Annotated in this window: 30 protein-coding genes; 27 read left to right on the top strand and 3 right to left on the bottom strand. The window is 38.8% G+C overall.

The annotated features are described in order from the left end of the window. The first annotated feature begins 223 nt into the window (after nt 1-223). On the top strand, nt 224-574 hold the full coding sequence (locus tag FAX86_RS02735) for a hypothetical protein (protein ID WP_144391799.1): 351 nt from the start codon (nt 224-226) through the stop codon (nt 572-574). An 82-nt stretch (nt 575-656) separates the two neighbouring features. Continuing rightward, a complete protein-coding gene (locus FAX86_RS02730) occupies nt 657-962 on the top strand; it encodes a hypothetical protein (RefSeq protein ID WP_144391798.1) in 306 nt (101 codons plus the stop codon). A gap of 185 nt (nt 963-1,147) precedes the next feature. Here FAX86_RS02730 and FAX86_RS22125 read toward each other — a convergent pair whose 3' ends face one another. Beyond that, on the bottom strand, nt 1,148-1,315 hold the full coding sequence (locus FAX86_RS22125) for a hypothetical protein (protein WP_164503434.1): 168 nt from the start codon (nt 1,313-1,315) through the stop codon (nt 1,148-1,150). A gap of 141 nt (nt 1,316-1,456) precedes the next feature. On the opposite strand from FAX86_RS22125, the gene FAX86_RS02725 reads away from it, so the two are divergent. From FAX86_RS02725 to FAX86_RS02635, 21 genes are all read left to right on the top strand, one after another. Beyond that, complete coding sequence (locus tag FAX86_RS02725; protein ID WP_144391797.1) at nt 1,457-1,732, top strand: hypothetical protein; 276 nt, start codon at nt 1,457-1,459, stop codon at nt 1,730-1,732. Between the two features lie 417 nt (nt 1,733-2,149). Next, complete coding sequence (locus tag FAX86_RS02720) at nt 2,150-2,353, top strand: hypothetical protein (RefSeq protein WP_144391796.1); 204 nt, start codon at nt 2,150-2,152, stop codon at nt 2,351-2,353. Between the two features lie 92 nt (nt 2,354-2,445). Next, on the top strand, nt 2,446-2,736 hold the full coding sequence (locus FAX86_RS02715) for a hypothetical protein (RefSeq protein ID WP_144391795.1): 291 nt from the start codon (nt 2,446-2,448) through the stop codon (nt 2,734-2,736). 95 nt (nt 2,737-2,831) lie between these two features. Further along, a complete protein-coding gene (locus FAX86_RS22845) occupies nt 2,832-3,068 on the top strand; it encodes a DUF7661 family protein (RefSeq protein WP_425467767.1) in 237 nt (78 codons plus the stop codon). Between the two features lie 20 nt (nt 3,069-3,088). Beyond that, a complete protein-coding gene (locus FAX86_RS02710) occupies nt 3,089-3,400 on the top strand; it encodes a hypothetical protein (RefSeq protein ID WP_144391794.1) in 312 nt (103 codons plus the stop codon). 205 nt (nt 3,401-3,605) lie between these two features. Continuing rightward, nucleotides 3,606-3,884: a hypothetical protein gene (locus FAX86_RS02705; protein WP_144391793.1), complete on the top strand. Its 279-nt coding sequence runs from the start codon at nt 3,606-3,608 to the stop codon at nt 3,882-3,884. 91 nt (nt 3,885-3,975) lie between these two features. Beyond that, nucleotides 3,976-4,344: a hypothetical protein gene (locus FAX86_RS02700; protein ID WP_144391792.1), complete on the top strand. Its 369-nt coding sequence runs from the start codon at nt 3,976-3,978 to the stop codon at nt 4,342-4,344. 306 nt (nt 4,345-4,650) lie between these two features. Then, entirely contained in the window at nt 4,651-4,812 is a 162-nt protein-coding gene (locus FAX86_RS02695; protein ID WP_164503432.1) for a hypothetical protein, read from the top strand. Nucleotides 4,813-4,903: 91 nt separating this feature from the next. Further along, nucleotides 4,904-5,269: a hypothetical protein gene (locus tag FAX86_RS02690; protein WP_144391790.1), complete on the top strand. Its 366-nt coding sequence runs from the start codon at nt 4,904-4,906 to the stop codon at nt 5,267-5,269. 125 nt (nt 5,270-5,394) lie between these two features. After that, nucleotides 5,395-5,781 (top strand): hypothetical protein, encoded by a 387-nt coding sequence (locus FAX86_RS02685; RefSeq protein ID WP_144391789.1) that lies wholly within the window; start codon nt 5,395-5,397, stop codon nt 5,779-5,781. Between the two features lie 79 nt (nt 5,782-5,860). Next, nucleotides 5,861-6,091 (top strand): glycine zipper domain-containing protein, encoded by a 231-nt coding sequence (locus FAX86_RS02680; protein ID WP_144391788.1) that lies wholly within the window; start codon nt 5,861-5,863, stop codon nt 6,089-6,091. A gap of 218 nt (nt 6,092-6,309) precedes the next feature. Further along, nucleotides 6,310-6,699, top strand: coding sequence for a DUF3806 domain-containing protein (locus FAX86_RS02675; protein WP_144391787.1), 390 nt, complete (start codon nt 6,310-6,312; stop codon nt 6,697-6,699). A gap of 42 nt (nt 6,700-6,741) precedes the next feature. Then, nucleotides 6,742-7,074: an HU family DNA-binding protein gene (locus FAX86_RS02670; RefSeq protein WP_144391786.1), complete on the top strand. Its 333-nt coding sequence runs from the start codon at nt 6,742-6,744 to the stop codon at nt 7,072-7,074. A gap of 64 nt (nt 7,075-7,138) precedes the next feature. Continuing rightward, entirely contained in the window at nt 7,139-7,576 is a 438-nt protein-coding gene (locus FAX86_RS02665) for a hypothetical protein (protein WP_144391785.1), read from the top strand. A 169-nt stretch (nt 7,577-7,745) separates the two neighbouring features. Then, complete coding sequence (locus tag FAX86_RS02660; RefSeq protein WP_144391784.1) at nt 7,746-8,093, top strand: toxin-antitoxin system YwqK family antitoxin; 348 nt, start codon at nt 7,746-7,748, stop codon at nt 8,091-8,093. Nucleotides 8,094-8,507: 414 nt separating this feature from the next. Further along, nucleotides 8,508-10,565: a cation-translocating P-type ATPase gene (locus FAX86_RS02655; protein ID WP_246128488.1), complete on the top strand. Its 2,058-nt coding sequence runs from the start codon at nt 8,508-8,510 to the stop codon at nt 10,563-10,565. Between the two features lie 54 nt (nt 10,566-10,619). Then, nucleotides 10,620-11,198 (top strand): cation transporting ATPase C-terminal domain-containing protein, encoded by a 579-nt coding sequence (locus FAX86_RS22585; RefSeq protein WP_246128487.1) that lies wholly within the window; start codon nt 10,620-10,622, stop codon nt 11,196-11,198. A 386-nt stretch (nt 11,199-11,584) separates the two neighbouring features. Then, entirely contained in the window at nt 11,585-12,016 is a 432-nt protein-coding gene (locus FAX86_RS02650; protein WP_144391783.1) for a hypothetical protein, read from the top strand. Between the two features lie 45 nt (nt 12,017-12,061). Next, nucleotides 12,062-12,442 carry a hypothetical protein gene (locus FAX86_RS02645; protein WP_144391782.1) on the top strand — a complete coding sequence of 127 codons (381 nt, stop codon included), beginning with the start codon at nt 12,062-12,064 and terminating at the stop codon, nt 12,440-12,442. A gap of 94 nt (nt 12,443-12,536) precedes the next feature. Continuing rightward, nucleotides 12,537-12,875: a hypothetical protein gene (locus FAX86_RS02640; RefSeq protein ID WP_144391781.1), complete on the top strand. Its 339-nt coding sequence runs from the start codon at nt 12,537-12,539 to the stop codon at nt 12,873-12,875. Nucleotides 12,876-12,979: 104 nt separating this feature from the next. Further along, nucleotides 12,980-13,225 carry a hypothetical protein gene (locus FAX86_RS02635; protein ID WP_144391780.1) on the top strand — a complete coding sequence of 82 codons (246 nt, stop codon included), beginning with the start codon at nt 12,980-12,982 and terminating at the stop codon, nt 13,223-13,225. 229 nt (nt 13,226-13,454) lie between these two features. On the opposite strand, the gene FAX86_RS02630 is transcribed toward FAX86_RS02635, so the two are convergent. Beyond that, the gene (locus tag FAX86_RS02630; protein WP_144391779.1) at nt 13,455-13,982 is read right to left on the bottom strand and encodes a hypothetical protein; all 528 of its coding nucleotides are present in this window, start codon (nt 13,980-13,982) and stop codon (nt 13,455-13,457) included. A gap of 255 nt (nt 13,983-14,237) precedes the next feature. Further along, the gene (locus FAX86_RS02625; RefSeq protein WP_144391778.1) at nt 14,238-16,310 is read right to left on the bottom strand and encodes a [FeFe] hydrogenase, group A; all 2,073 of its coding nucleotides are present in this window, start codon (nt 16,308-16,310) and stop codon (nt 14,238-14,240) included. 261 nt (nt 16,311-16,571) lie between these two features. Here FAX86_RS02625 and FAX86_RS02620 point away from each other — a divergent pair, with 261 nt between their 5' ends. The 4 genes from FAX86_RS02620 (at nt 16,572) to FAX86_RS22115 (ending at nt 23,238) form a co-directional block, all read left to right on the top strand. Then, nucleotides 16,572-17,930, top strand: coding sequence for a hypothetical protein (locus FAX86_RS02620; protein WP_144391777.1), 1,359 nt, complete (start codon nt 16,572-16,574; stop codon nt 17,928-17,930). 60 nt (nt 17,931-17,990) lie between these two features. Then, the gene (locus FAX86_RS02615) at nt 17,991-18,572 is read left to right on the top strand and encodes a hypothetical protein (RefSeq protein ID WP_144391776.1); all 582 of its coding nucleotides are present in this window, start codon (nt 17,991-17,993) and stop codon (nt 18,570-18,572) included. Nucleotides 18,573-18,927: 355 nt separating this feature from the next. Continuing rightward, a complete protein-coding gene (locus FAX86_RS02610) occupies nt 18,928-21,711 on the top strand; it encodes a fascin domain-containing protein (RefSeq protein ID WP_144391775.1) in 2,784 nt (927 codons plus the stop codon). Nucleotides 21,712-22,032: 321 nt separating this feature from the next. Further along, nucleotides 22,033-23,238 (top strand): helix-turn-helix domain-containing protein, encoded by a 1,206-nt coding sequence (locus FAX86_RS22115; protein WP_164503431.1) that lies wholly within the window; start codon nt 22,033-22,035, stop codon nt 23,236-23,238. Nucleotides 23,239-23,274: the final 36 nt, after the last annotated feature.

Below are 23,274 nucleotides of genomic sequence, written 5' to 3'. Positions count from 1 at the left end.
TTATTCAATAGCAGGTAATGTGAAGAAAGCTTGTTTGATGCTTGATAAAAGTATTTCTGAAAACGAAATATTTAGTCGAAAGAACCCCGGTGTAACTATTGAGCTAGATGGGTACCCGTCTTATAAGGCATATGTAGCTGACAAAAAAGAAAAGGCAGGGTGTCTGTAGAATGTGAAGTTTTGAAATTAAGTTTTATGTTTACGAAAAATACGAGAAAAATAAATGATAGGAAAAAAAGACAGAGTAAATGAAGATATAAACTCTGAATATTCAGTGGCATACTTTATTTACACATTTGTAATCGGAACTGCATTAATTATTGCATTTTCTGTTCTAGGTTACAAAGAGGTCAATATATTCTATGCCGTATTTATAGGTGCATTATTTCAAACGATCTACCGCGTCTTGAAAAGGTTTTGGCAAAGAAAGCTTACCGGATCCATAGTAGGTGGTGACGACGAAGAAATTGAAAAGAATCATACTTTAACATTAGTGCTAATATATGTAGCAATGTGTGTAGTGACATTAATGTGGTATGGTTTTGGCTTAGGTTTAAACAAGTTAATTAACTAAATTAATCCCCAACACATAACAAGGCTACCAATTCAAGCTCCGCACTACTCTGAGCAGAGCCGAGCTAAACACAGGAGCAGTTATGAGAAACTTGTTCGTACTTTTTCTCGTTTTTACCAGTTTTTATTCAGCCGCGACTGGATTTACATATGGCACTGGAGGGTATTGGAGAGATGTTTGTGTTGGAAAGCATAATGAACTTAGTGAGCAAGGTTCCATTGCAGCCTGTACGACGCTTCTGATTGGTTATCAAGCCGGAGCTGCAGAACAAGCGAGGCAAAGTAAGGTTAAACCATCTCTTTGTCGAACCCACGATCCAAACGAGTTGCCTAAAGCCTTTGTTAAGTTTGTTAACTCAGACAGTAGAGATGAAGAAATGAGCGTATAGGATGTTTTAATTTCATTCACGATGGGTAACAAGTGTAGTGAATAGCCAGGCTTTAAATTTGAAGTGGCAAAAATTACTTTTCAAATTGTGTTAAAATTAGAGGTATTAAATATACGGTTCCTAGTGTCGGTTTGCCTAAATATTATAAGATTAAAAGAGTAACAAATGGAATTTAGAAAGTGTTTTCAATGTAATAGTGAGCTTCCTTTTTCTGCTAGCTCTTCTTCAACAAAGTGTCCATTTTGTGGTGCTGTAAATGAATCTCCATTAAGCCCTAAGATTAATACAAAATCGACTAGAAAGAAGAAAATCCAAAATAAAAGTGATGATTCATCTATTCTCGATTCTATCATTGGTAGCAACCTAAGTGATAGTGGTTCTGGAGATGAAAGTTGTTAAGAACAACTTATACAAGAAGCTTCAGAGGATGACCAAAAGCCAAGTGTTGAGCTAGACGTTTTATGAACTATAAGCGTTCAGACTAGGAGTGTATTTTGTTGAAAGCAAATAAACCTTTAATTACTTATCAAACTGGTGAGAACGAGTCATATTTAATTGGAACCAAAGAACAACTAATTGAATTTGCAAATTCGATAATCGACTCAGTAAAGTCAGCAAAGCCAGAAGAATTCTTTGGAATGAAAGTATTAGTGAGTAACGATATACATGGCAGTCTAGACAGTAAGGCAGAAATTCAATTAGATGCAGTTATAGTAACTGAAAGTGATGAGCAGAAAGATGCTATTTTCTATAACATATACAATTCATAACTACGCAAGGCAAGCAATGCAAAATACGAACGCCTTCTTTTGGCGTTATATGCAAAAGGTGTATATGTGACTAGAGTAAAAAAAATTTTATATGACTTGGGCTTGCTCCATGAAAGTCATTCGAAGTCAGAGCACTGGGCTGGATATGTTACTTATATTAGTTTGATAATATTATTCGTGTTATTAGTGTTGGCTGTGATAGATGAGGTTCTTTTTGAATCAGTTTTTAATCAACACCTAAGACTTGGCATTGGCTTAGGTTTGTTTGGTTTCGCCTTCGGATGCGTACTGATTATCTTATCGTCTAACAAAATTATTTAAGACTATTGTGAAAGTGCTCATTATAATTAGCCATATGAATGGACATCGCAATAAGTGGTTCTAATGTTATGTAATTAAATTGAAGGGTACCCAGAGATGTCTTCAGAGAAAGAGCTAAATAAAGATGAATTCTTACAAATGATTCAACTTCTAAAGCGATATGCTTCTGAAAATATGGATCAATGGGAGTTATGGAAATTTGATACTAAATATTCTGAGGTTTACATAGATATTTCTAGGTATCCATCGAAAGAAGGTACCGAAAGCGCGTACGTCGACTTAAGTCATCTATTAAAATAATATACAAACACAAGAAAAGGAAGCCGAAAAAATAGCCTCTAGTATCGCTTACTTGCCGCTGCTTTAAAACGATATATTGCAAGGAGATTTGATTGTCCATTCTCGCGAAAATAACTTTTCAGAAAATACCTAGACCTCCATATGGTTATAGGTACTATGGAAAAGTTAATTGGGTTAGAGTGTATAGTGAACACTTCGAAAATGTAGCTTGTGTATTTAGCTTCTTCGATGAAAGAGAATATTACGACGAGGAAGTAGCTGAAGTTGAATTAAGGTTCCATGAAGATGAACCTAGTATTTATTATTTAACTTCAGGATATGAATTCTCAATGTTCATATTAGATGTAGAAATAGCTAAAGGGGTTATCGTTCATAGGTCTTGAACAATAACCATATAACAAGCTCATTAATGAACGGACGTTTAAAGCTTGGTTGACGCTCGTTCAATGCTAATTTGGCCAAGCATAATTTGCTCATTATGAGAGCGTTAACTGTAAAGACTATGAAGTTTGATATTTTCGGAAGAAAGATACTTGAAGTAGTACGTACAAAAGACCAGCGGTTGGCGTTCTACTGTGGGAACGGCGGCGTAAAGCGTAAAGCTAATGACATATCGATACCTTCCTCGCTGGAAGAAGATGAGCTTGAAGAGTACATAGCTGATCTTTTCCACGAATGGGCGACAGAAGAGCGAAATGAGATCAAACGGCTATAATTGTCAATGCGTTAGTGAATATGAATAAATACCAAGAGCGTTATGAAGAGTTAAAGGCGAAGCGCCTAACATCAAAACAGCGCTGGCTCTGTATTCCAGTCTTTATATTCGGCTGGACAGCGGGGTTAGTCATTATGGCTATTGGGATTGGAGTTGGATTTCGAGGACTTAGTGAGATTATATCGTTTTTTCATGACGAATCTAGTTTGTATTATATTGCGGCAGGTCTAGCTTTTTTACCATTATCGGTATTTATATTTTATTGTGGAGTTAAGTTATTTAAATTTGGCCTGAAAAACTTCCAAATGGCTGTAAGTGGGATACGACTATAACAATCAAAGTCAGCAGGAAAAATTACTACTTTTTCTACTTCTGAATGATATTGAATACTGAAACATGGAAATTTATTTATTAGATTTTACTGGGAAACAAGTGCTTAATGACGAACAAATACAAGAAGATCACGAAACAAGTTGCTTTAGACAGCGAAAATACTTCGCGATTTTGCGGCTTTTTCTATAGGCGTTAAAATTAACTATGGATATTTTAGTAATTTATATGATTTTAGCTACATTGGTCTTATTCAATGTTTGGGCTAGTGCTCGTCTAATCAAATCTGAGCATGCAGAAAGGGCACAAAAGGTATATCAACTCATATTTATCTGGTTAATTCCTGCCGCTGGAGCAGTCATCTGTATTTATTTACATAAGCCTGATGCTTCGACCAAACCTTTGAAAGGGCCAAATGATACTGCTATCCAAAACAATGATGGAATCGATTTAGCATTGAGTAAAGACAGTCATATAAATGATTGAAATTTCAACTAAATAAAGCTGCGTGATGTCTACTCGCTCATTACATTCGCGTTTGGTCGTTACCGTTTGAAAACGTTAGTTTGGAATAATTATGAAAAGAATAGTCGAAGGAAATACAGAAGACTTTCTAGATAGTGTGTTTCGGTTAGAGGGTGGTAATGTCGAGCGGGTCGATATTCGTCTGAATGAAGATTTTATCCTGATAGAAGCGTATTCCGAGGGAGCTGTTGTAAATTGTACAATCAAGTTGGTTGGTATTCAGGAGTTTAAAATTATTAGTCCCAGTGAAGCTGAATTCTTTGGACTTTCTGGTTTTCGTAATAGTCTTGAAGTGGTTTGGCGAAACTCAAGTGTTTTGGTGGCTATTGGCGCAAATGAGTCTAGTCAAGATTTCGTTACATTAAAGAATTGTAATTTTTATGTGCAGGCTAGAGAGTTATATGCAGATGTTCAGTCTTAACACTCACAAACGCCAGCAATCGGCTCCGTTAATTGATGTGCTCCAGATAGCCTGACCGCTCTCTGAGCTCGCAGAACCTCGTTTTATTCTGACTGTTTTCATTACTGAGATTGCATTAATCCTTAAAGGCTTAATATGACACTGTTGTAAGCCTTTTGTGGCAAAGAGTTAAGCAAAATATGTTAAGCTGAAGGATATTAAATATGCGGTTTTCGGCGGCCGTTAACTCCAATGTTATGTAATTAAATTGAAAGGTACTCAGAGTTGTCTTTAGATAAAGAGCTAAATAAAGATGAATTCTTGCAAATGATTCAACTTCTAAAGCGATATGCTTCTGAAAACATGGATCAATGGGAGTTATGGAAGTTTGAAACTAAAAACTCTGAGGTTTATATAGATATTTCTAGGTATCCATCGAAAGAAGGTACCGAAAGCGCGTATGTCGATTTAAATCATCTATTAAAATGATATACTAAACACAAGAAAAGGAAGCGGAAAAACAGCCTCTAGTATTGCTTATTTACCGCTGCTTTAGAACGCTATGTGGCAAGGAGAAAGCATGAGAATATTAGTTTCAATTATTTTAATACTACTCAGTACTTGTACATGGGCTGAGTATGAAACATACCTCCAAGTTGATAAATCCACTGAGAAGGGTAAGTACTTTATTGTATTTTCCCTAAGTAATACAGATCCTGCTATGAAAGAGGAAGGTAGTATAATTACTGCGGTTATTGCACCTGGCGAAAGTACTTCAGAAACGCATCGTAATAAGTTGTATCCTGAAATGGAGTATGAATTTCACATCAGTGTCGAAGATAAAAGTAAGTTATTTGTTACTGTAGAAGTTTCCGTTAAAAAAGGGAGAACTGTGATTTATAAGAATAAGTATAGAACATATGTCTCGCATAGCAGTGGTTTCTAACTAACATTTGTAGCAGGCTTTTAACTGTCGTTTCACTCAGGTTAAGGCTTGTCATCATCGCTCCCAGTGCTCGCAGAACTTCGTTTCATTCGACTGCTGCTAACGGCAATAGGATTAAACATTAAATGGTCAAGCATCCTGAAAATCCGACTTGCGAAGAAATTGAAGAATGGGCTTATTCTGACGAAGAAGCGCCTCATCAAGAGTGGGAGCTTTTTTTGATATGGAAACAAGAGTTTGAACTCGATCTAAAGTTCGCTTCAGATATTTTATGTCCTAAGGAAGAATTTTTTCTAAATTTACTTTACTATTGGGTTTGGCAGAATATTAAGCACGAATACAAAGACTCAGATCTGGACAACCATAAAGCTTTGTTTAAACAAGCGGCAAAGGTAAATACGCCTTATGTAAAGATATGGTTAAAACGAAGTCTTAAATTAATTGATGATAAAAATAGTTATAGTGAAGAAGAGTGGTGGGCTGATAGAAGGCCTTTCGATGTTAAATCCTAAATAGAAACTGGAAGGAATAAGTCGTTAAGCAATGCGTTAGTTGCTTATTATAAACTAAAAAAACATAAGATAGGTAAATATGAGCTCATTTAAAAATGACGATTCTGGGAAAGTCAAACGTGGTTTATTTTCCATAGAAGATAACAATAAAGGAAATGCAGTAGGGTTTGGAATATCCATCGGTGTCGCTATTGGTTGTGGTATTGGTGTCGCGCTGAATAATTTGGCGTTAGGCATTGGAGTCGGTGTCGCACTTGGTGTTGCTCTAGCCACAACGCAGAATAAGTCAAAGAAACATAATGATGAATAGCTAATAAACAAAGAAACAACTAATAAATACCGGTTGTTGATGTTGCTCCGCTGTGCAACTCCAAACCAATGGCAGGTGTTAGCAATACAAAGAGATAACGAATTAATAGGTTAGTTTTAATGGGTCTGTGAAGTTTTATATCCGGTTTATTTTCCTCGAGTGCGTATAGTGAGCCTCAGATATTAGTGCTCAGTGAAGCTCAAACGAATGAAATCAAGATGATGTCTCAAAAGGGAAGAGAAATTATGGTTAAGTATTTGGGAGAGCAGGATACTTACATAGAAGATGATATTGATCGTGTTGTCATTAGTTGGCGGAAGTCCGAAAAAGCAGATAAGGAAAATTCTGACGAAATTATTGGAAGTCTAGGTGCATATTTAGGCGAATTATTGATAGCAAAACACGATTTAGTTTGGTGCGTTTATAAAGATGCTCGAGGTAGTGACTTATGCATTACACACAAAAAAATTGCAGTACAAACTTTTCCGCATTCGACCGTTTATAAAGCTGCTATTGAAGGTCGAGAATATGCGATAAATGACGTGTCTAAAGCTTTGTTAGAGCAAATTAATGAACATATTGATAACATTGAGATAAAAACGCATTAATATAGTTATCAGTTATTGTTAAATAGTTAGGTGAGTGAAGCCATGGACTTTATCGGAAAAATCAACTTTAAGGAATTAGATGAAGGCACTATTAATAGTTGGTGCAATTTAATTGAATCTAAAGAATACCTGGCTTGGCCTGAAAAACGGATTGGTATTAATCCTTTTAGTGGTGAAGAAACAGAATTTAATCCAAAACCAACCACTGCGAAAGTTATGAGTGATGGAAAAATTCATGGGGATATTTTCGCGGCTGAAAATGGCTCTCCTTTTTTATGGGTAACCTGTTACGACAACTTGGCTTTTGTCGAAGAAAAAGCGAAAGAAATTGCTGCAACGATTGGTGGTGAGTATAAAAGTGAACGGCTCACCTAGCGAGAAATTAAAGTACGATGCGCAATGCGCGCATCTCAATTGGGCGTTAGCTTGACGAATAACCATGTACAAATTATTAGAATCTAGATTATCTTCCGCCATCAACAAAAATGGAGCTTCCTCTGTCGGAGAAGTTTGGGAAGTCTTTAAGGTTGAGTTTTCAAAGCTCAGAGCTGAAGACAACCCTAAAATCGCTGATCTTGGAATACAGACTGAATTATATCAAGGAAGTGAGTACGGTTCTCCTTGTTTCTATTTCGCATTTCACTACCAAGTAGAGATGGAAGAAGAAGGAGAGTCATATTCACACTATGAATTAGTGTTCTGTGAGTTTGATTTGACCCATAACAATACTTTAGATGAGATTAAAAACTCGGCTTTGGATTTATGGCTTGGCAAATATGAAGAGAGATTGATTTTTACAAAAATTGAAGAGTGGAGTGCTTTTAAATCATTGAGAAATGAAGCTCTTAAGCTTAATGTATATGGAACGCAAGTGTAAGCTAGCAAGTCAAAGCCTTAGGTAAATTACTATTTAAAGCTTTATCTCCAAAGATGAGTTGATATATGTGTAATCAGAAGAAATCTAATAATAGAGTAAATCTCGTCTTAGCGCTTGGTGAACCGCATGTTTAACAAGTCCAACTGAGGGCCGCTGCGTCAAGCGTTGTATGCAAAAAAAGGAAAGTCATGAAACACTTTACGTCATTCTTATATCTCTTAATCTATTGGCAGGATGTGGTTCAAAGTCACCTGCAAAAAGCGTTTTAGAGTTCGAAAATATAAATGGGCTAATTCATCTAAAAGGGGACAGTAGTCCATTTACGGGTATCAACGAAAACTTTTATCCTAATGGTCAAATTTGGTTTCGTATTCCAATAAAAAATGGCGTTCCACATGGCGTATCAAAGTTCTGGTATGAAAATGGTTCACCAAAGTCCGAAATTGAATTTGATAACGGAAAACCAACAGACAATAAAAAACAATGGGACGAAAACGGTATCCTTATTAAGGACTAAATTTGACAAAGTAAATCACAATCACTCGCTACTCTCACTAAACGCTTCACGACTGTTTGTTCGGCGTAAGTACTAAAAGAAGTCAAAGAATACTAGACAAGTGATTAAGACTTTACCTTCGTGGTTTTTAGTCTACGACTGAATGAATTAAATTCAAAAATAGCAATTACCAAAATACGAAAAAGAGGCAATAACCAGTAGTATTTATTGGCAAAAAAACTAGGGTGAAAATGTTCATCGGTATGCTACCGAATCTCGATCCGCTTTATGTACTTTCGTTATAAAGTAATTTGGGAGATAAATTCTTGTTCACCATGTGAAACATGGCAGAATAGAGGTATTGTAAAAATCATGATATGCGGTTCTTAGGGTCCGTTAACACCAATGTTAAAACGAAAAGAATCCTTATAAACAATGCATGATATTAAAGACTGGCACAGCCGATCGTCTGATGAAACGCTAGCCGCTATTGAATCATCACTTGAAGGTCTAAGTGAAGATGAAGCAAAGCTGCGGTTACAGACTTTCGGTGCCAACAAACTCCCTGAACCTGCGCAACGAAGTTCATTGCTGCGCTTCTTATCACATTTCCATAATATTCTAATATACGTCCTTATCGCTGCAGCTGTCATTACGGCTCTTTTAGGTCATGTAATCGATACGTCTGTAATTATTGCAGTAGTGATTATCAATGCCGTTGTCGGTTTTTATCAAGAAGGCAAAGCAGAAAAAGCAATGGAAGCGATTCAGCATATGCTAGCCCTGCAAACTTCGATCATACGAGATGGTAAACGCCAGGTCATACCGAGTGAGGAGCTTGTGCCCGGTGATATTGTGTTCCTGGAAACTGGCGACAAAGTGCCCGCTGATTTACGGTTACTCAAATCACATGGTTTAAAGATTCAGGAGTCTATATTGACCGGCGAATCAGTCGCGGTTGAAAAGCAGACGAAAGCTGTTGAGCTTGAAACACCTCTTGGTGATCGTTTCTGTGTTGGATTTAGTGGTACTACCGTCACTAGTGGACAAGGTATCGGGGTAGTGATTGCCACAGGTGCAAACACGGAAATCGGACGTATTGGTGGATTGCTCTCCGACGTGCAGACATTGGAAACACCCCTGGTATCACAAATGGCGGTTTTTGCACGGTGGTTAACCTTGTTCATTCTTGCCATTTCAGTACTCATGTTACTTTTTGGTTATTTCGTACTGCACCACGATTTTACCAGTCTATTCATGGCTGTTGTGGGCATTGCTGTTGCCGCCATCCCTGAAGGACTGCCTGCGGTGTTAACCATCACGTTAGCCGTGGGTGTGAAGGTGATGGCGCATCGAAATGCGATTGTTCGACGTCTTCCCGCGATTGAAACCTTGGGTTCCGTTTCCGTAATCTGTTCCGACAAAACAGGCACTCTTACTCGCAACGAAATGATGGTCGATACGATTGTAACAAGTGATGAGTGTTTTACGATTAAAGGAATTGGTTACGATCCATCGGGTGACATTGAATTAGATAATAACGTAATTACAGTACAGGACTATTCCTCATTGCAAGAATTAGGCAAGGCAGTCGCTCTTTGTAATGATGCGGAGTTAATTCGAAAGAATGACTTTTGGACTGGGTACGGCGATCCAATGGAAATCGCACTATTAGCTCTTGCGTCAAAAACCGGAATGGAAGGCGGTGAGATAAGAAAGCAATGGACACGCACCGATGTTATTCCGTTTGATAGCAAGCACAAATTTATGGCCACGCTTAACCATAACCACGAAAAGCAAGCATTCATATTTATTAAGGGGGCGCCAGAAACCATATTGTCTATGTGCCATGAACAACTTGATAGTGACAATAAAACTCAATCCTTGAATATAGAATACTGGGAAGAGCAAGCCAATGCCATTGCCGCTCGTGGTCGACGCATCCTCGCGTTCGCTGTAAAAGCAGTGAACCCCAAACATACCGTGCTTGAACATGATGATGTGCAAGACTCGCTTATATTTCTGGGTTTGGCGGGATTGATCGATCCGCCGCGCCAAGAAGCAATCGAGTCTATAGCCAAATGTCATGATGCTGGAATCGATGTAAAGATGATTACGGGAGATCATGCGATTACTGCATCCGCAATTGGAACGCAACTTGGTTTATTAAACAGTGACAGGGTACTGACCGGTCAACAAATTGATAAGCTTGATGATGACCAGCTTAAGTCTATAGTCTGTGATACCGGTATCTTCGCACGCACCAGTCCGGAGCATAAATTACGTCTGGTGATGGCGTTACAGGAGAATTCCATGACTGTTGCTATGACGGGAGATGGTGTTAATGATGCACCGGCACTCAAACGCGCCGAGGTTGGTGTGGCAATGGGTAAAACGGGAAGCGAAGCTGCGAAAGAAGCATCTGAAATCGTTCTGGCTGACGACAATTTCTCCAGTATAGTCGATGCTATAAGAGAAGGTCGAACTGTCTAAGATAATATAAAGAAAGTGATTAGCTGGACGTTGCCAACTAACGCTGGCGAGGCTTTGACAATCATCGTTGCCTTACTGTTGGGACTGAGTCTGCCTATCACACCCGTCCAAATCTTATGGATTAATATGATTACGGCCATTACGCTCGGTATTGCGCTGGCGTTTGAGCCGACGGAAGAAAATACCATGCTAAGACCGCCCAGAAAGCGCAATGAATCTCTATTAAGCGGTGGGCTTTTATGGCATATCTTACTTGTCGCAAGTCTGTTTCTTGCTGGTGTGTTTAGTATGTATGAATACGCTATTATGAAGGGATATTCTGAGGTATTAGCGCGAACAATAGCAATGAACACACTGGTTGTATTAGAAATATTCCATCTTTTCTTTATCCGAAATATGTACGGGACATCATTAAACAGAAAATCCGTACTGGGTACCCGCGTTGTCTGGGGCGCTATCATTGTCGTTACTGTAGGACAGTTTGCAATTACTTATTCGCCATGGCTTCAAACTATTTTTCAAACACAGGCAATCGGTTTATTTGATGGGGTGTTGATTGTAACCGTTGGTGTGATAATGTTTTGTATAATTGAAATCGAAAAACAAATACGTTTAAAAGTATTGAAAAAATAAAGTTTTAACAAGTCACTCCAGCCGACGCTAAAAACGTCCAGCTGAGTTTAAACGTTAGTATTACAAAGGAGTATAAGAGGGCGTGGTACTAGACAATGGAATTAATTTTTCTTGCCTTGTTTTATATTTAAACTCGAACGAGTTGAATACGAAATATAATTTGCCAAGATAAGAAATAGAGGCAATAACCTATGGTCTTTATTGGTAATAAATATAGAGTGAAAATTGATCAATGGTATTCTGCCAAAACACTATCCTATTTTTTCCTTCAAAGGTGTAACGTGACATTCTTGTGACAAATGTATTAGCTAAATGTCGTAAGATGAGAAAAATGAAATTTACGGCTCTTAGAGTCCGTTAACCTAGATTTATATTAAAAAGGATTAGTGACGAATAAAGTAATGGTTCTCGTATTTTTATTTATTTCTTTCAGTGCGTATTCATGTACGTGCACAGATAGGTCGGCCTCTGAACTGATTGAAGCCGCAGAAGTAATATATGCCGGGTATGTCGTAAAGACTGAACTTGTTAATTCTGAGTTGGAAATTAAAACTACGTTTAAAGTCATTGAAACTTTTAAAGGGGAGACAAAAGATCAGGAATATGTCTTTACCACCGAAAATGGAGGCTCATGCGGTATTAAATATAGCGTCGCAAATTATTATGTGATACTCACAGACTCACTTGAAAAAAGAGTATCCAGTTGTTCTGGCTGGGATGTGTACTATCCTTATCCAATTAATGTAGGGGATTCCAGTGTTACAGGGATATTGCCGGAGCTCAGAAAGAATAAACCATATAACCGTGCAAACCAGTAGATGAACTACTGCTTGAAGCGTTAACTTTATTATTGAGTTACAGATATGAAATATATTGTCACTCTACTTTTAATTATAGTGCCACTTACATCACTAGGATGTATGGTTGATGTTGAATCTAGACATGCTAAAGCGAGCGTAGTATTTGAGGGTGTCGTTGTTGGTGTTTATTTGGATGGTTTTGAAAGTAAGTTAAAAGCTCCAGATAAAATATATGTTCAACCTGATAGAGAGCTTCCACACACGCTATCTATCTTTATCACTCATATACTTTCGGGAAAATCGGAGTCTTTGAAGAAAGGTAATATGATTCAGGTTAATGCGGGAGGTGCTTGTCTAACTCAAGAAGCTCGATTGAAAGCAAAAGGTAAGTTTTATTTCATTGAAGATAAAAACTATGTTTATGCAGATTATCAAAATGATTAAAGTAGCTAAAGTTAATATTTCTTTGTAATTGGGAAAACGGTTCTTAGTAATTTTTTATTTGTGCTAAGCATTATGCTCAAAGAAGAGAGGATATATGTATTATCAGAAGAAGTTTCGAACTGGATTGAGCTTCGTTTTAATTGTGCTTTCGGGTTTTCTCATGGGGTGCAGTGAAAGTGAGGTTGAAGTCCAAAGCGATGACTTTACGACTGGTGAAAGAATAAAGTCAAAAATTGGGGCGCCACAACATATTGAGAGCTCAACGGATCATGTATTTGGGAAAATGGTTTATGTTTATAAAGGTATTACCACTGAAGCTATTATGATTCGAAGTGCGAATGGCGATATTAAAAGCTATACATTAGGTACTAACGACACTTTAAAATGCGTGCTTTTTGCAAATGATATTATTGAGAAATGCAAACTAAACTAATCGCTAAGCCAATCAATGCCAGTCAATGCCAATCAAGGTCGCACCATTAAGTGGGTGCTAAACTTCTTTGTACTCGGTCATTGTTTGAAGTGTGAGCAGTCAATATGAAAATTTTAATAACGTTACTCTTAGTTCTAGCCTCTTTCGATGCATTATCTTGCAGGCCAAAATATTACTCTGATGAAGAGCGTATTAATAATGCAAAAGATATTTATGTGGGGTATGTAGTCGGAATTAACCTGGTCGGTTTTGAAGAGCAAATGAATAATGAGCCGTTGAACACCGAGGAAGAGAGAGTTGTTATTTCTCAGTCAGAGGAGCTTATAGTTTTGGTTAAAGAAACATCTTAAGGTCAAAATAAAAATAAGATTAAGGTTGAGTGGAATAGTTGTGGCAATGGTGGTGCTGAATTACGGGACAAAGTTATAGTTTTTCGTAACAATGATTATGACTTTATTACGGTATTCAATGAGGAACTCTATGCTAAGCTTCGTTGAAAGATCCTTTTTAAAAAATAAATCTTAATAATTAACAAGTATGGTCAATTATCCGGATTTCATTGTTTTGGTTTAAAATAACTCAATATGGCTTAGATTGTTCTTTTTTTCTGTCAAAAAGTTTTCTAGAACGTTTTAGTAACCACCTTGCTAGAGCAAAAACTGCATCCTTTCTGCTTCCATAGTAGTAATGATATTTTCTACCGTCATCCAGTTCGATGGAAAAAATGTATTTTGAGAGAGCTGTCATTTGCATTTTCCTAACTTTAGGATGGATGGTTCCTCCCAGAAAATACTTTCTTCCTGAACGGAAAAAATCTGCAGTTAAGAAAATATATACATAGATGCGCTGCATTGTTGTTAGAGATTTATCCATCCAAATGCAAGTCCCTTCTACCGTTTCGGATAACGGAGGTATTTTGGGATTATTCGTATGCTCATTTTTTACGAATGGAAAACTAAAGTAGCGGAAGGGTATTGTTGAGTTTAGTGCGTATCCCCCAACAAGTTTGTTATTTTTTTTGAATACACGAACATGAGCTCCCTTCAGATAGGTTATGCTAACCTCAAATTCGGAAAACCTCTGGAAAGAGTCTGCAAACTCTTGCAAATGGATCTCGTTTGTAATGATGTGTGTCTTAAGCACTTTCTCTCACCAAGTCAAAATCAATTAATTTAAGTTAGCGGAAGCTAAACGGCGGGGGATTTTATACGCTCAATGCAAAGAGGTATAGTGTTTTATTTTTTGCTTCGTAAATTTTTGCAAATTTGAGTTTGATTTCTAGAAAGTTGAACAAGCGAAAAGTGAGTATTGAACCAAACTTATAATTTGCTCTAAAACGAATGTCAGATAGAAGCAAGGTGACTACAGCACTTTCCTTACCAGACTTTTTATAACGGGCTTCGTTCGACCGCTTTCACTAACTTCACCAAGTTCGATACTAAATTCACTGTGTTCACCTAAGGGCGTGATGACGGTCAGGTCGTCAATATCTGCTGGCGACTTCATTTTATGCCGAAGAAATTTGGGACCGAATTGACGAGATGGAAGTTTGGTATTGATGAGTTCTTTGATATTTTGCTTTCCTTCAATAACACCGAAGGGTGATGCTGTATTCCAGGTCGATTCCGGATGAAATAAATTAGCAGCGCCTTCGCCATCTCGACGATCGACACAATCGAGAAACTTCATCAACAGGAGTCGTTTTGAATTTCGCGCAGCAAAGTTGGTATGAAGTAGTGCCTTTGCTGAGTTTGGTTTATTCAGTTCGCTAGCATAAAGTTTTTGCACATCTGGATTTTCGTAAGATCGTCTGCGTGGTGCCTTTTTATCGATTTCATAAATAGACTGTGCGCGTTTTTGTAAAATCATTGGGTCGAGTGATTTGGGTTCACCACCACCGCCGAGGCAACCACCGACACAAGCCATTACTTCAATGGCTACGTATTCATCTCTCCAGTTATCGTTTTCTAACAATTGTTGTGCTGAGGCAATACCGTTACAGATGGCGACTTTGCCGACACCGGGAATCTCGGCGCATTTTAACCCTTGGTTAACGCCACGCAATTGTTGCCACTCAAGCGGAAGAGAATCTTCTTTGCCAATTAAGTGCGAAGCGGTGCGGACCATGGCTTCCATAACACCTCCGGTAACACCAAATATTTGTGCGGCACCGGTACTTTCACCTAAAGGATTGTCAAACTCACCATCGTCTTCGAGAGCGCCAAACGCAATATTGCGCGCGCGAATCATTCTTGCTAATTCGCGAGTTGTTAATACAAAATCAACATCACCCGAAACATCCGGTCGTTGCGCTTCGTCTTTCTTTGCGGTGCACGGCATTACGCTAACAACAAAAGGTTCTTGCTTGCCCTCTGAAAAGTCTTCACCTAAAGAACTGGCAAACCGTCCGCGTTTCGCTAAAGCACCATGCATTTGTTGCGGTGACTTTGTCGTGCTTAAGTGCGGTATAAGTTCGGGACGATTGATCTCGATCCAATTTATCCATCCCGGACAACAAGAAGTAAACAGCGGTAAATTTTCATCGCGCTTAAGTCGTTGCACTAACTCACTCGATTCTTCCATGATGGTGAGATCGGCGGCAAAGTTGGTATCGAATACATAATCGAACCCGAGCTGTCGGAGCGCGTTGATCAATCGTCCGGTACTTACGGTGCCGGGTTTCATGCCAAACTCTTCACTGATGGCAATGCGAGTCGCTGGAGCAACTTGTACGACAGAAACGCGCCGGCGACTGTTTAGAGTATCGAGAACTTTATGCCAGTGTGGTGCTTCAATTAATGCTCCGACGGGACAAACAAGCGTACACATGCCGCATGAGATGCAGTTGGTTTCGGCTAATGGTTTATCAAAAACCGTCACCGGTAACCGCTCCGAACCGCGCTCAGCAAATCCGATAACATGTTGTTGTTGTCCAGCGTCGCCACATATTTCAGCGCACAATCCGCACTCAATGCATTTTGATAAATCACGCCAGATACTGGGCGACGTATGATCGGTGAGTGAATGTTCGGGATGTTCTGCGGAGCCGACGGGTATTTCACGCCCGCCTTCTTGCCAGCTTTCTTCCCATTGATTCTCGTAAACTAAATTTTGCAGTTGGCATGAGCCATTCACTTCACAGCGCATGCAATCATTGGGATGACGGGACAATAACCATTGCGCATCGGTTTCTCGAAATTTTCGCAGCTCAATACTATCGGTAACAACATGGTCACCTTGTTGGGCTTTGGTAACGCACGCAGGCTGCGCTTGCCCATCAACGTCAACCAGACACATGCGACAAACGGCATGAGAGGCTACCCGCGGATGATGACACAGCGTCGGTATAAAAATGCCAGCCTTGCGAGCAGCATCAAGCAGGGTTGCTCCTTCTTCAACCTCGACGGGACGTTCGTTGATAGATAGCTTGATCATAAAGAGCGCACCTGTGATAAAGAGACGAAAGAGTACCTTAAAAATAAGGTAGCATTTCTTTGCACACCCATCCTTGTGATAAATCAATAAAAACAAAGTTATGATGGATTGAGTTATTTCGATAAAGCTACAAAAACTGACCCTCTGCATATTTCCTGCACATTTAGCGCATAACCTATTCCCTGTTGATTGATACTGTGAAGGTTTTTGATGCACAGCGGTTATTGCTCAAAATCCAATTATTACCTGGAGGGGTTAGTCATGTTGAAAAAATTCGGAATAAGTTTGGCCACTGGCACATTGGTTTTTTCCTTAATGCATCCACAAAATGCGGAAGCAAATCCGGCAACGGATTTGGGAATGAAGCTGGCTGAAAAGGTGGCTGGACTACTGATTGGTGAGGCGTTCAGCTCGATTTTTGGTGGTGAAGATCCTGCGGCGACCCCAGAGCAAGTTCAAAATATTGTCGATCAAGGGTTCAACACCGCTGCACTCAATGAAGTTCAGGTGGAAATGGGCAGTGTCATGAGCTCGATTGATACCTACAACTACACGCTGGATTACAAATACAACGGGCAAATCATTAACGATATTGTCAGTCAGACCGGGACGGTTCAGACCCGAGTGGGCGTTCACATGAACCATGATAACTTCGTTTCTTTGATTAAAACCTATATGACTGCATCAACGGTGCGTTTGGCCTTTTTATCGGAACGTCGTCGTTATGTAAAAGAAGATGGGCAAGAAGAAATCGATAATTTGAGCTCGGCCGATGCAGCCGCTAAAGGCAAGCAAATGGCGGCTGAGTTAGCAGCAAAAATACAAGGTGAGAACAGTGCTATTGCCGGAGCCGCGCTTGAAAGTGTGACTGACCTGGCGAATTTTTTCTATGAGGATTTTTATGAAAAAGGCCCTGGTACTCAAGGCTGCCTGTATAAATATCCAGAAACACCCTGGTCATTTCCGGATGGACGTTTAGGAGCAAATATGGATATGTCTGGTAAGGATCGGTCAACCGTTACTTGCCGCTCGTATGGTAATATTTTGCCTCAAGGTACTCAGCCTGCAGAATACATGGGCTCGATAGCAACGATTACAGCTGGAAAACATGGTTGGCCTATGAATGTCTTTGGTACGACTCCATGGCAAACTACGGATGTTATGCCTATTCATAAAGACGATCTCTGGGCTTTTTCCATCAAAAAATGGAATAACAATCCTGGCCCGCACATTTATGACTACCACATGTTTGTCGTAAAAGGTGAGGACTTGGCGCGTTACGTAAGAAATTTAAATTCCATTACCAAATATCCAAACTGGTTTGGCGATGTAGAAGGTCAGGCTCTAACCTGGATTGACATTATTGCGTCCAATGGTAATGACAATCAATTAAGTTCGGCGTTGAAAAAAGCGACAGAGCTGGGCGTGTTACACACTAAATTAGTTGACCGATACAAAGCGAAGCATCCGGGCGTTGTTGCGAATTTCGAGCAGTGGTTCGGTACAAAACTCTCAACCTGGGGCTTATCTCCTGAGCATGCTCCGACTCGAATTGAGTTCAATCCAAAAGAATACTACCCGACCGATGCGCCAGCTTGGTTAGCGGATGCAATGAATTAATATTTGATGGAATAGCCATCGGTATGCGCTCGTGCCGATGGCTTGAGAGAAGAGGTTACTATGAAGCACTTTATTATTTTCAGCAGTTTAATGGCGTTGTTGAGTGGTTGTGCATTGATCGAATCGCCTGAACCAACGCAAAGTACACTCTCCAATAATCATATTTTGACAACAACGTCCGGTCAGGGACAAATTTATGTAATGACCCGTGACAATAATCATTATCTTTGTTCTTTGCCGCAGCCCGATTCGGCGTTTGATCAAAAAGACGGTGGTAACGTGGATGTTTCACTAATTAGTACCAGTGGTGACAAAAGCGCAACGACCGATGAAGACTCTGAGGAGGTTGAGCTTGCTGGAAGAACGCCTGCCGTACTAATGACGCGAGAACTCTTTTTTCGAGCCTGTGAATTTTCGTCTAACTATCAGTTAACGAAAGATGAAGCCAAAGCGCTTTATATGAAAACGTTAGACGGTGTTTTATCAAATTGGGCCATCGAGGCTGGACAGACAACGGTGAAAATTGGTGATACCGTCGATAATCAATCGACAACTTCTAATAAAAAGCCTGATGGTAGCTCCTCTTCGATACAATCAACTAGTACGACACCTGCGAAAGACTCAGGCACAAGCAGCTATTAATTTTATATAATATCGATATTACGTCTTATAGTTCCAAATTCAACGATGTGGTTTCTTGAGGATAAAGCCATCTGATTAGCGAGTAAATTCAGGTGGTTATTTTACACATCGTATTCTCCTTTCTTAATAATTCTAAATTAATAGTCGAATACAATTATTTTTTATATTTATCGAATCATTCTTAAGTTGCTCTATAGCTTTTTCGACCGGTAAAAGCATTCTATTGAATACAATTTAAATCTCATTTGAAAATGTTTTTTAAGAAAAAAACGTTTTTAAACTCTTCTGCATTTTCTCTGCACATTGTTTGTTTTTAATGGCATCACCTTAATCAAACACTAAAGGAAAACGAGTTATGTTATCAACTCAATGGAGAAAAACGTTAATTGCAAGCTTAATAGGAGTTGCTGGTGTTGGAACAACATTTGCGGATTCAAACTATCCGCAAAGTTTTAATTCGGTAGCATTGTACGGAGTCAATAGTGATACATTTTTAAGCACTAAAACAGTGAGTGTTGATCATGCGCGCTATGAGCTTGATTGGATTAAAATGCATCAACATCATGTGTTGGGTAACCTAGCATCACCGAGTCAAAAGTTTAATATTTACCTCGAAACCGATGCTGATAATAATCAATGTATTTCATCGGGTGATTCGGTTTCAGTTCAAGATTTGGAGTACGGGTTATATTTGGGTTATCGAGGTAGTAAAAATGTGTATGGTGGAGACCTAAGAACCTATACTTTTGTGAGTGAGGATGCAGGTTGTTTATCTGGACAAGATGGTAAAACCTTTCAATTACAGTCAGGGGATAATTATTTAATCGACTCTTCTGGAGGCCAAAATTTCCAACTGTTTACTGGCATTGAAAATGTTATTGAACAACCTATTACAAACTACCGTTTAACTTACGACTATAACGACAGCGTATCGATTCTTACCTACTTCAGTGCGTTTTTAAGTAGAGACGGTGCGTTTATACCAACAGTTAATAGAGACGGAGAAAAATGGCAGTTCTTTGGAGATACGGATCGGGATGTTCTTAGAAACTACTGTATTCCGGAAGGAACGGTTATTCGAATGAAGAATATGGGGCGTAAACAGTTTGTTCAAAAAAATGACCATGATGACAATATGCATTGGAGTGATTATGGTACACGTTTTGAAATTAAAAACCGCTCATACCCAGGTGAATGTGTTGAAGCGAAAGATCGTTTTTCATTACAAGACGTAAGCACCAATAAATATTTGTCGGTGAGTCACAATCGTTACGATATGTTTTTTAACGGTACTTACGATCATAAGCGAAATAACTTTGTGTTTAGTAGCAATCCTGATATGGATTTTCATCGTAATCGTGCTGATTTAACTATTGCTGTTTCTGAGTTTCATGACTTTCATCGATTACCCGATATGACTTCGTTTCATATTTTAGAGCATGATGGCAATATGTTGGATTTTACGGAAAATACGTATTTATGGGGCGTTGATGCAGATCTAATGAGTCAATACCGCGCTGCAGGTACGGTAATGCAATACAGCTATCATACGACTCGATTTCAGGACGATAGTTTTTTCTATCTAAAACGTGATGGGTCTGGTCAGCATGATCAATTTTTAGGGGCGACAACGACGGATGCAACCAAAATAAAAACGGATCGTCCGTGGGTGCAAAATTGGGAAAGTTTACGTTTTGAGTTTAATGGGCCGGATGATGGTCAAGAATTTGATCGAAACAGTGGTACTACCCAGGGATTTTCTAATCAAATTAGGTTATGGGATCCAGATCTAAACCGTTGGGGTATGATTGATACCAAAGTAACCGGAATTAATGACGGATATATACAAGCCGACACAGACCGTAACATTGGATTGCGTTTTTATTTCTCGGCACCAAAGCAGGACCATATAACCTCGCTTAATGTTACTGCATTAAAAACTCGAAATAACAAATATGTTATGGCTGAAAATAATGGTGGTGGCGAAGTAAATGCTGCTGCGTTAGGCTTCAATGAATGGGAAAATATACAATTTGTTCCCGTTAACCGATCTGCCAGTGGTCGTCGAAGCTGCCTCAAAAATAATGACCAGGTTTATTTGCGAACGAATAATGGTCATTTATACATCGCTTACCCTGACGGAAGAGTTGCTGCAACGAGTACAAACTATTTAGAGTGGGAACGTTTTACTATCATCAATCACAGTAATTCCGGTTGTTTACAGCATGGTGACTCTATCTCGTTACGAACGCATCATGGTAATCTGCTTGAGGCACGAGATAATGATGTCGTTCAAACTCCTTTGCTGACACTCGATACTCGTTTTACCCTGATGCTGGATACGGCTGTGTTTAAAGATACTTTTGAGCCGAAAGACGCATTAAGCAGAGGTGAAGTTCTTGAGAAAGGACAATACTTAATATCAGAGAATAATGAATACATCGCATTCTTAGATCAGTCAGGTAACTTTAAACTGGCGAAAGGAAGCTCTCCACAAAATATAGAGCATGTTATTTGGGAGCGGTTTGGCATGTTCATTGCGCCTCAGTATGTCTCCATAAGCGGATTAGGAAAACTTTCATTTTATGGAATAATGCCTGCTCCGATTCCTTTAGTAGATATAGCTGCTGATAAAATCGTTATTACTAATAATGGTCAATTGGTGTTAACCGATAACGCGCGTCAAAAGACTATTTGGAGTTCTGCAATGGAGACTCTTCCTGAGACTCTAAATGTTTCTCTTCAAATTGCTGATGGGCGTTATGTTAATTTGGCTAATAACCAAAATAAGTTGGAGGCTACCGGTTTGTCTATCGGAAACAATGAAAAGTTTGCTTTGGCTCATAATGATGACCGATGCGTAACAGATGGCGAAGTGTTTGGTATCTTATCGTCCAATTCAAATTATTGGACTGCCTACAGAGAAGGTCAGGCAATGGATAGCGGTCATTCAGGATACGGTGGATTGCAACGATTCAGTATGGTGAATCGCTCAAGTTCGCTTGGGTGTATGATGAGTGGCGATACGATTTCTATCAAAACCATTTTTAATACGTTCGTTCAAGCGAATACACATGAAGGTTCAGTGTTGTACCATAATCATGCAAATCATCGTCAATTTACGGTAACAATTAACTAAGTTATCAAATAAGTAAACGATTATGAGTTTAGTCCGTTCACTTTGATAAGTGAACGGATTTTTTATAAGTAAGGTAATCATTATTTAAGGGATAGTTAGCGACTGGCTATAGCCTTTTTGAATAATAATCAATGTAAGTGTTAAAACTAATCCTGCAGGAATACATTACATGATTGATATTACCTTCAGTAGTGATATATTTTTGATAATCAATCTCACCATTTTTATTTATACAAAATATCTCTCGGCCGTATATTTTGCGTTCGGTGATTTTTTTGAATCGTCGCCGATCATGACGGGATAAGAGTTAAAGGGAAAAAAATGTCTCCATTTTTATATTTGTCAGAAGGGTACTCGAATTATATCGCGGCTAACATTTGGGACGCGGAATCGGCTTTTTACAAAGGATACCAACTTGCATTTGAGCAAAAAGAGATTGAATGGATGGTTATGTGTGCCGCGAGTTGTGTGGGTATGCAACTCATCGGCGGTCGATTAAATGACAGTATTAGAGTGTGTGATGATTTTTCAGAGAAAGCTAAGCATTTAAATATAGAACAAACAAACTTCGGTGGATGGGAGCAGGCAATTTATAGTATTCCTTATCGCGAACAAGGTGACATTGAAAGATCAAAAGATGCTCTGCTGCCACTATTACAGACTTTAGATAAAAGTAAAACCGATTGGCAGATAGTTAGAACATTAGTGCTTCATTACGATAATTTATTTGCCAATCGTGAATATGAACAAGCATTCTCAGTGTTAGAAAAGCTAAAAAGTTATTGTTCGGGAACGCAGTTTCTACATTATGCAGGCTTTAGAAGTTATGAATCGATATTGGCCCATTTAAATACTTATTTAGATGATAAGACGTCAACCGATAAATGGTTCCAGAAGACTAGGCAACTACTTGAGCAACCGGCTTGCTTTCAATCTCTTTATGATCGGAGTGTTTTGCAGTGGGTGGCGATATCGAATCAAGAATATGATTTTTCATTAACGTCGTTAACTGAAGATAGACAGGTTATAAAGGGTAAGTCCTATGCGGTGTATTTAACGGTTAATTATCTTTTAAGTGCTGTTTGTCATTTGAATTTAGGCGACCTTGAAAATGCAAAGCGAGTGTTTTTGAAAGCTATCGAATCGGCAGAAAAAGGTGGGTATTATCAGCAGCTTTTGTGTTTCAATGTTGAGTTAACAAAGCTACTGAGTTTAATATCCGATGAAGAGGCTTCTGATTTTATAACTGGGATAAAATCGAAAAGCTTAATGTTAAACAAAAGAAAAACGAATAAATGCAAGAATCATACGTTAAGTCAAAGTGAAGTTGCTTTAACTAAGAGAGAGTTCGATGTAATTAAGCTTATTGAAGAAGGACTTTCAAACGAGGCAATAGCGAATTCTCTCAATATCAGTAAGGGAACGGTAAAGATTCACTGCAATAATATTTTCAAGAAACTAAATGTTAAGAATCGAGTTGCCGCGGTTATTGAGGCGAAAAAGACACAGACCTATATGCTCCACTAAAACTATAGAGTCGTCACAATTAAAAGCGCCTTTACT

This window comes from Pleionea sediminis (genome assembly GCF_007570825.1).
Taxonomy (GTDB): domain Bacteria; phylum Pseudomonadota; class Gammaproteobacteria; order Enterobacterales; family Kangiellaceae; genus Pleionea; species Pleionea sediminis.
Note: the sequence above shows the minus strand (reverse complement) of the source record. Positions and strands in the feature narration are given on the sequence as shown.

What these genes read in the sequence shown, in the direction of transcription:
- FAX86_RS02735 (WP_144391799.1), top strand. Translation starts at nt 224, where the DNA reads ATGATAGGAAAAAAAGACAGAGTAAATGAAGATATAAACTCTGAATAT.
- FAX86_RS02730 (WP_144391798.1), top strand. Translation starts at nt 657, where the DNA reads ATGAGAAACTTGTTCGTACTTTTTCTCGTTTTTACCAGTTTTTATTCA.
- FAX86_RS22125 (WP_164503434.1), bottom strand. Translation starts at nt 1,315, where the DNA reads ATGATAGAATCGAGAATAGATGAATCATCACTTTTATTTTGGATTTTC.
- FAX86_RS02720 (WP_144391796.1), top strand. Translation starts at nt 2,150, where the DNA reads ATGTCTTCAGAGAAAGAGCTAAATAAAGATGAATTCTTACAAATGATT.
- FAX86_RS22845 (WP_425467767.1), top strand. Translation starts at nt 2,832, where the DNA reads ATGAGAGCGTTAACTGTAAAGACTATGAAGTTTGATATTTTCGGAAGA.
- FAX86_RS02710 (WP_144391794.1), top strand. Translation starts at nt 3,089, where the DNA reads ATGAATAAATACCAAGAGCGTTATGAAGAGTTAAAGGCGAAGCGCCTA.
- FAX86_RS02705 (WP_144391793.1), top strand. Translation starts at nt 3,606, where the DNA reads ATGGATATTTTAGTAATTTATATGATTTTAGCTACATTGGTCTTATTC.
- FAX86_RS02700 (WP_144391792.1), top strand. Translation starts at nt 3,976, where the DNA reads ATGAAAAGAATAGTCGAAGGAAATACAGAAGACTTTCTAGATAGTGTG.
- FAX86_RS02695 (WP_164503432.1), top strand. Translation starts at nt 4,651, where the DNA reads ATGATTCAACTTCTAAAGCGATATGCTTCTGAAAACATGGATCAATGG.
- FAX86_RS02690 (WP_144391790.1), top strand. Translation starts at nt 4,904, where the DNA reads ATGAGAATATTAGTTTCAATTATTTTAATACTACTCAGTACTTGTACA.
- FAX86_RS02685 (WP_144391789.1), top strand. Translation starts at nt 5,395, where the DNA reads ATGGTCAAGCATCCTGAAAATCCGACTTGCGAAGAAATTGAAGAATGG.
- FAX86_RS02680 (WP_144391788.1), top strand. Translation starts at nt 5,861, where the DNA reads ATGAGCTCATTTAAAAATGACGATTCTGGGAAAGTCAAACGTGGTTTA.
- FAX86_RS02675 (WP_144391787.1), top strand. Translation starts at nt 6,310, where the DNA reads ATGATGTCTCAAAAGGGAAGAGAAATTATGGTTAAGTATTTGGGAGAG.
- FAX86_RS02670 (WP_144391786.1), top strand. Translation starts at nt 6,742, where the DNA reads ATGGACTTTATCGGAAAAATCAACTTTAAGGAATTAGATGAAGGCACT.
- FAX86_RS02665 (WP_144391785.1), top strand. Translation starts at nt 7,139, where the DNA reads ATGTACAAATTATTAGAATCTAGATTATCTTCCGCCATCAACAAAAAT.
- FAX86_RS02660 (WP_144391784.1), top strand. Translation starts at nt 7,746, where the DNA reads ATGCAAAAAAAGGAAAGTCATGAAACACTTTACGTCATTCTTATATCT.
- FAX86_RS02655 (WP_246128488.1), top strand. Translation starts at nt 8,508, where the DNA reads ATGCATGATATTAAAGACTGGCACAGCCGATCGTCTGATGAAACGCTA.
- FAX86_RS02645 (WP_144391782.1), top strand. Translation starts at nt 12,062, where the DNA reads ATGAAATATATTGTCACTCTACTTTTAATTATAGTGCCACTTACATCA.
- FAX86_RS02640 (WP_144391781.1), top strand. Translation starts at nt 12,537, where the DNA reads ATGTATTATCAGAAGAAGTTTCGAACTGGATTGAGCTTCGTTTTAATT.
- FAX86_RS02635 (WP_144391780.1), top strand. Translation starts at nt 12,980, where the DNA reads ATGAAAATTTTAATAACGTTACTCTTAGTTCTAGCCTCTTTCGATGCA.
- FAX86_RS02625 (WP_144391778.1), bottom strand. Translation starts at nt 16,310, where the DNA reads ATGATCAAGCTATCTATCAACGAACGTCCCGTCGAGGTTGAAGAAGGA.
- FAX86_RS02620 (WP_144391777.1), top strand. Translation starts at nt 16,572, where the DNA reads ATGTTGAAAAAATTCGGAATAAGTTTGGCCACTGGCACATTGGTTTTT.
- FAX86_RS02615 (WP_144391776.1), top strand. Translation starts at nt 17,991, where the DNA reads ATGAAGCACTTTATTATTTTCAGCAGTTTAATGGCGTTGTTGAGTGGT.
- FAX86_RS02610 (WP_144391775.1), top strand. Translation starts at nt 18,928, where the DNA reads ATGTTATCAACTCAATGGAGAAAAACGTTAATTGCAAGCTTAATAGGA.
- FAX86_RS22115 (WP_164503431.1), top strand. Translation starts at nt 22,033, where the DNA reads ATGTCTCCATTTTTATATTTGTCAGAAGGGTACTCGAATTATATCGCG.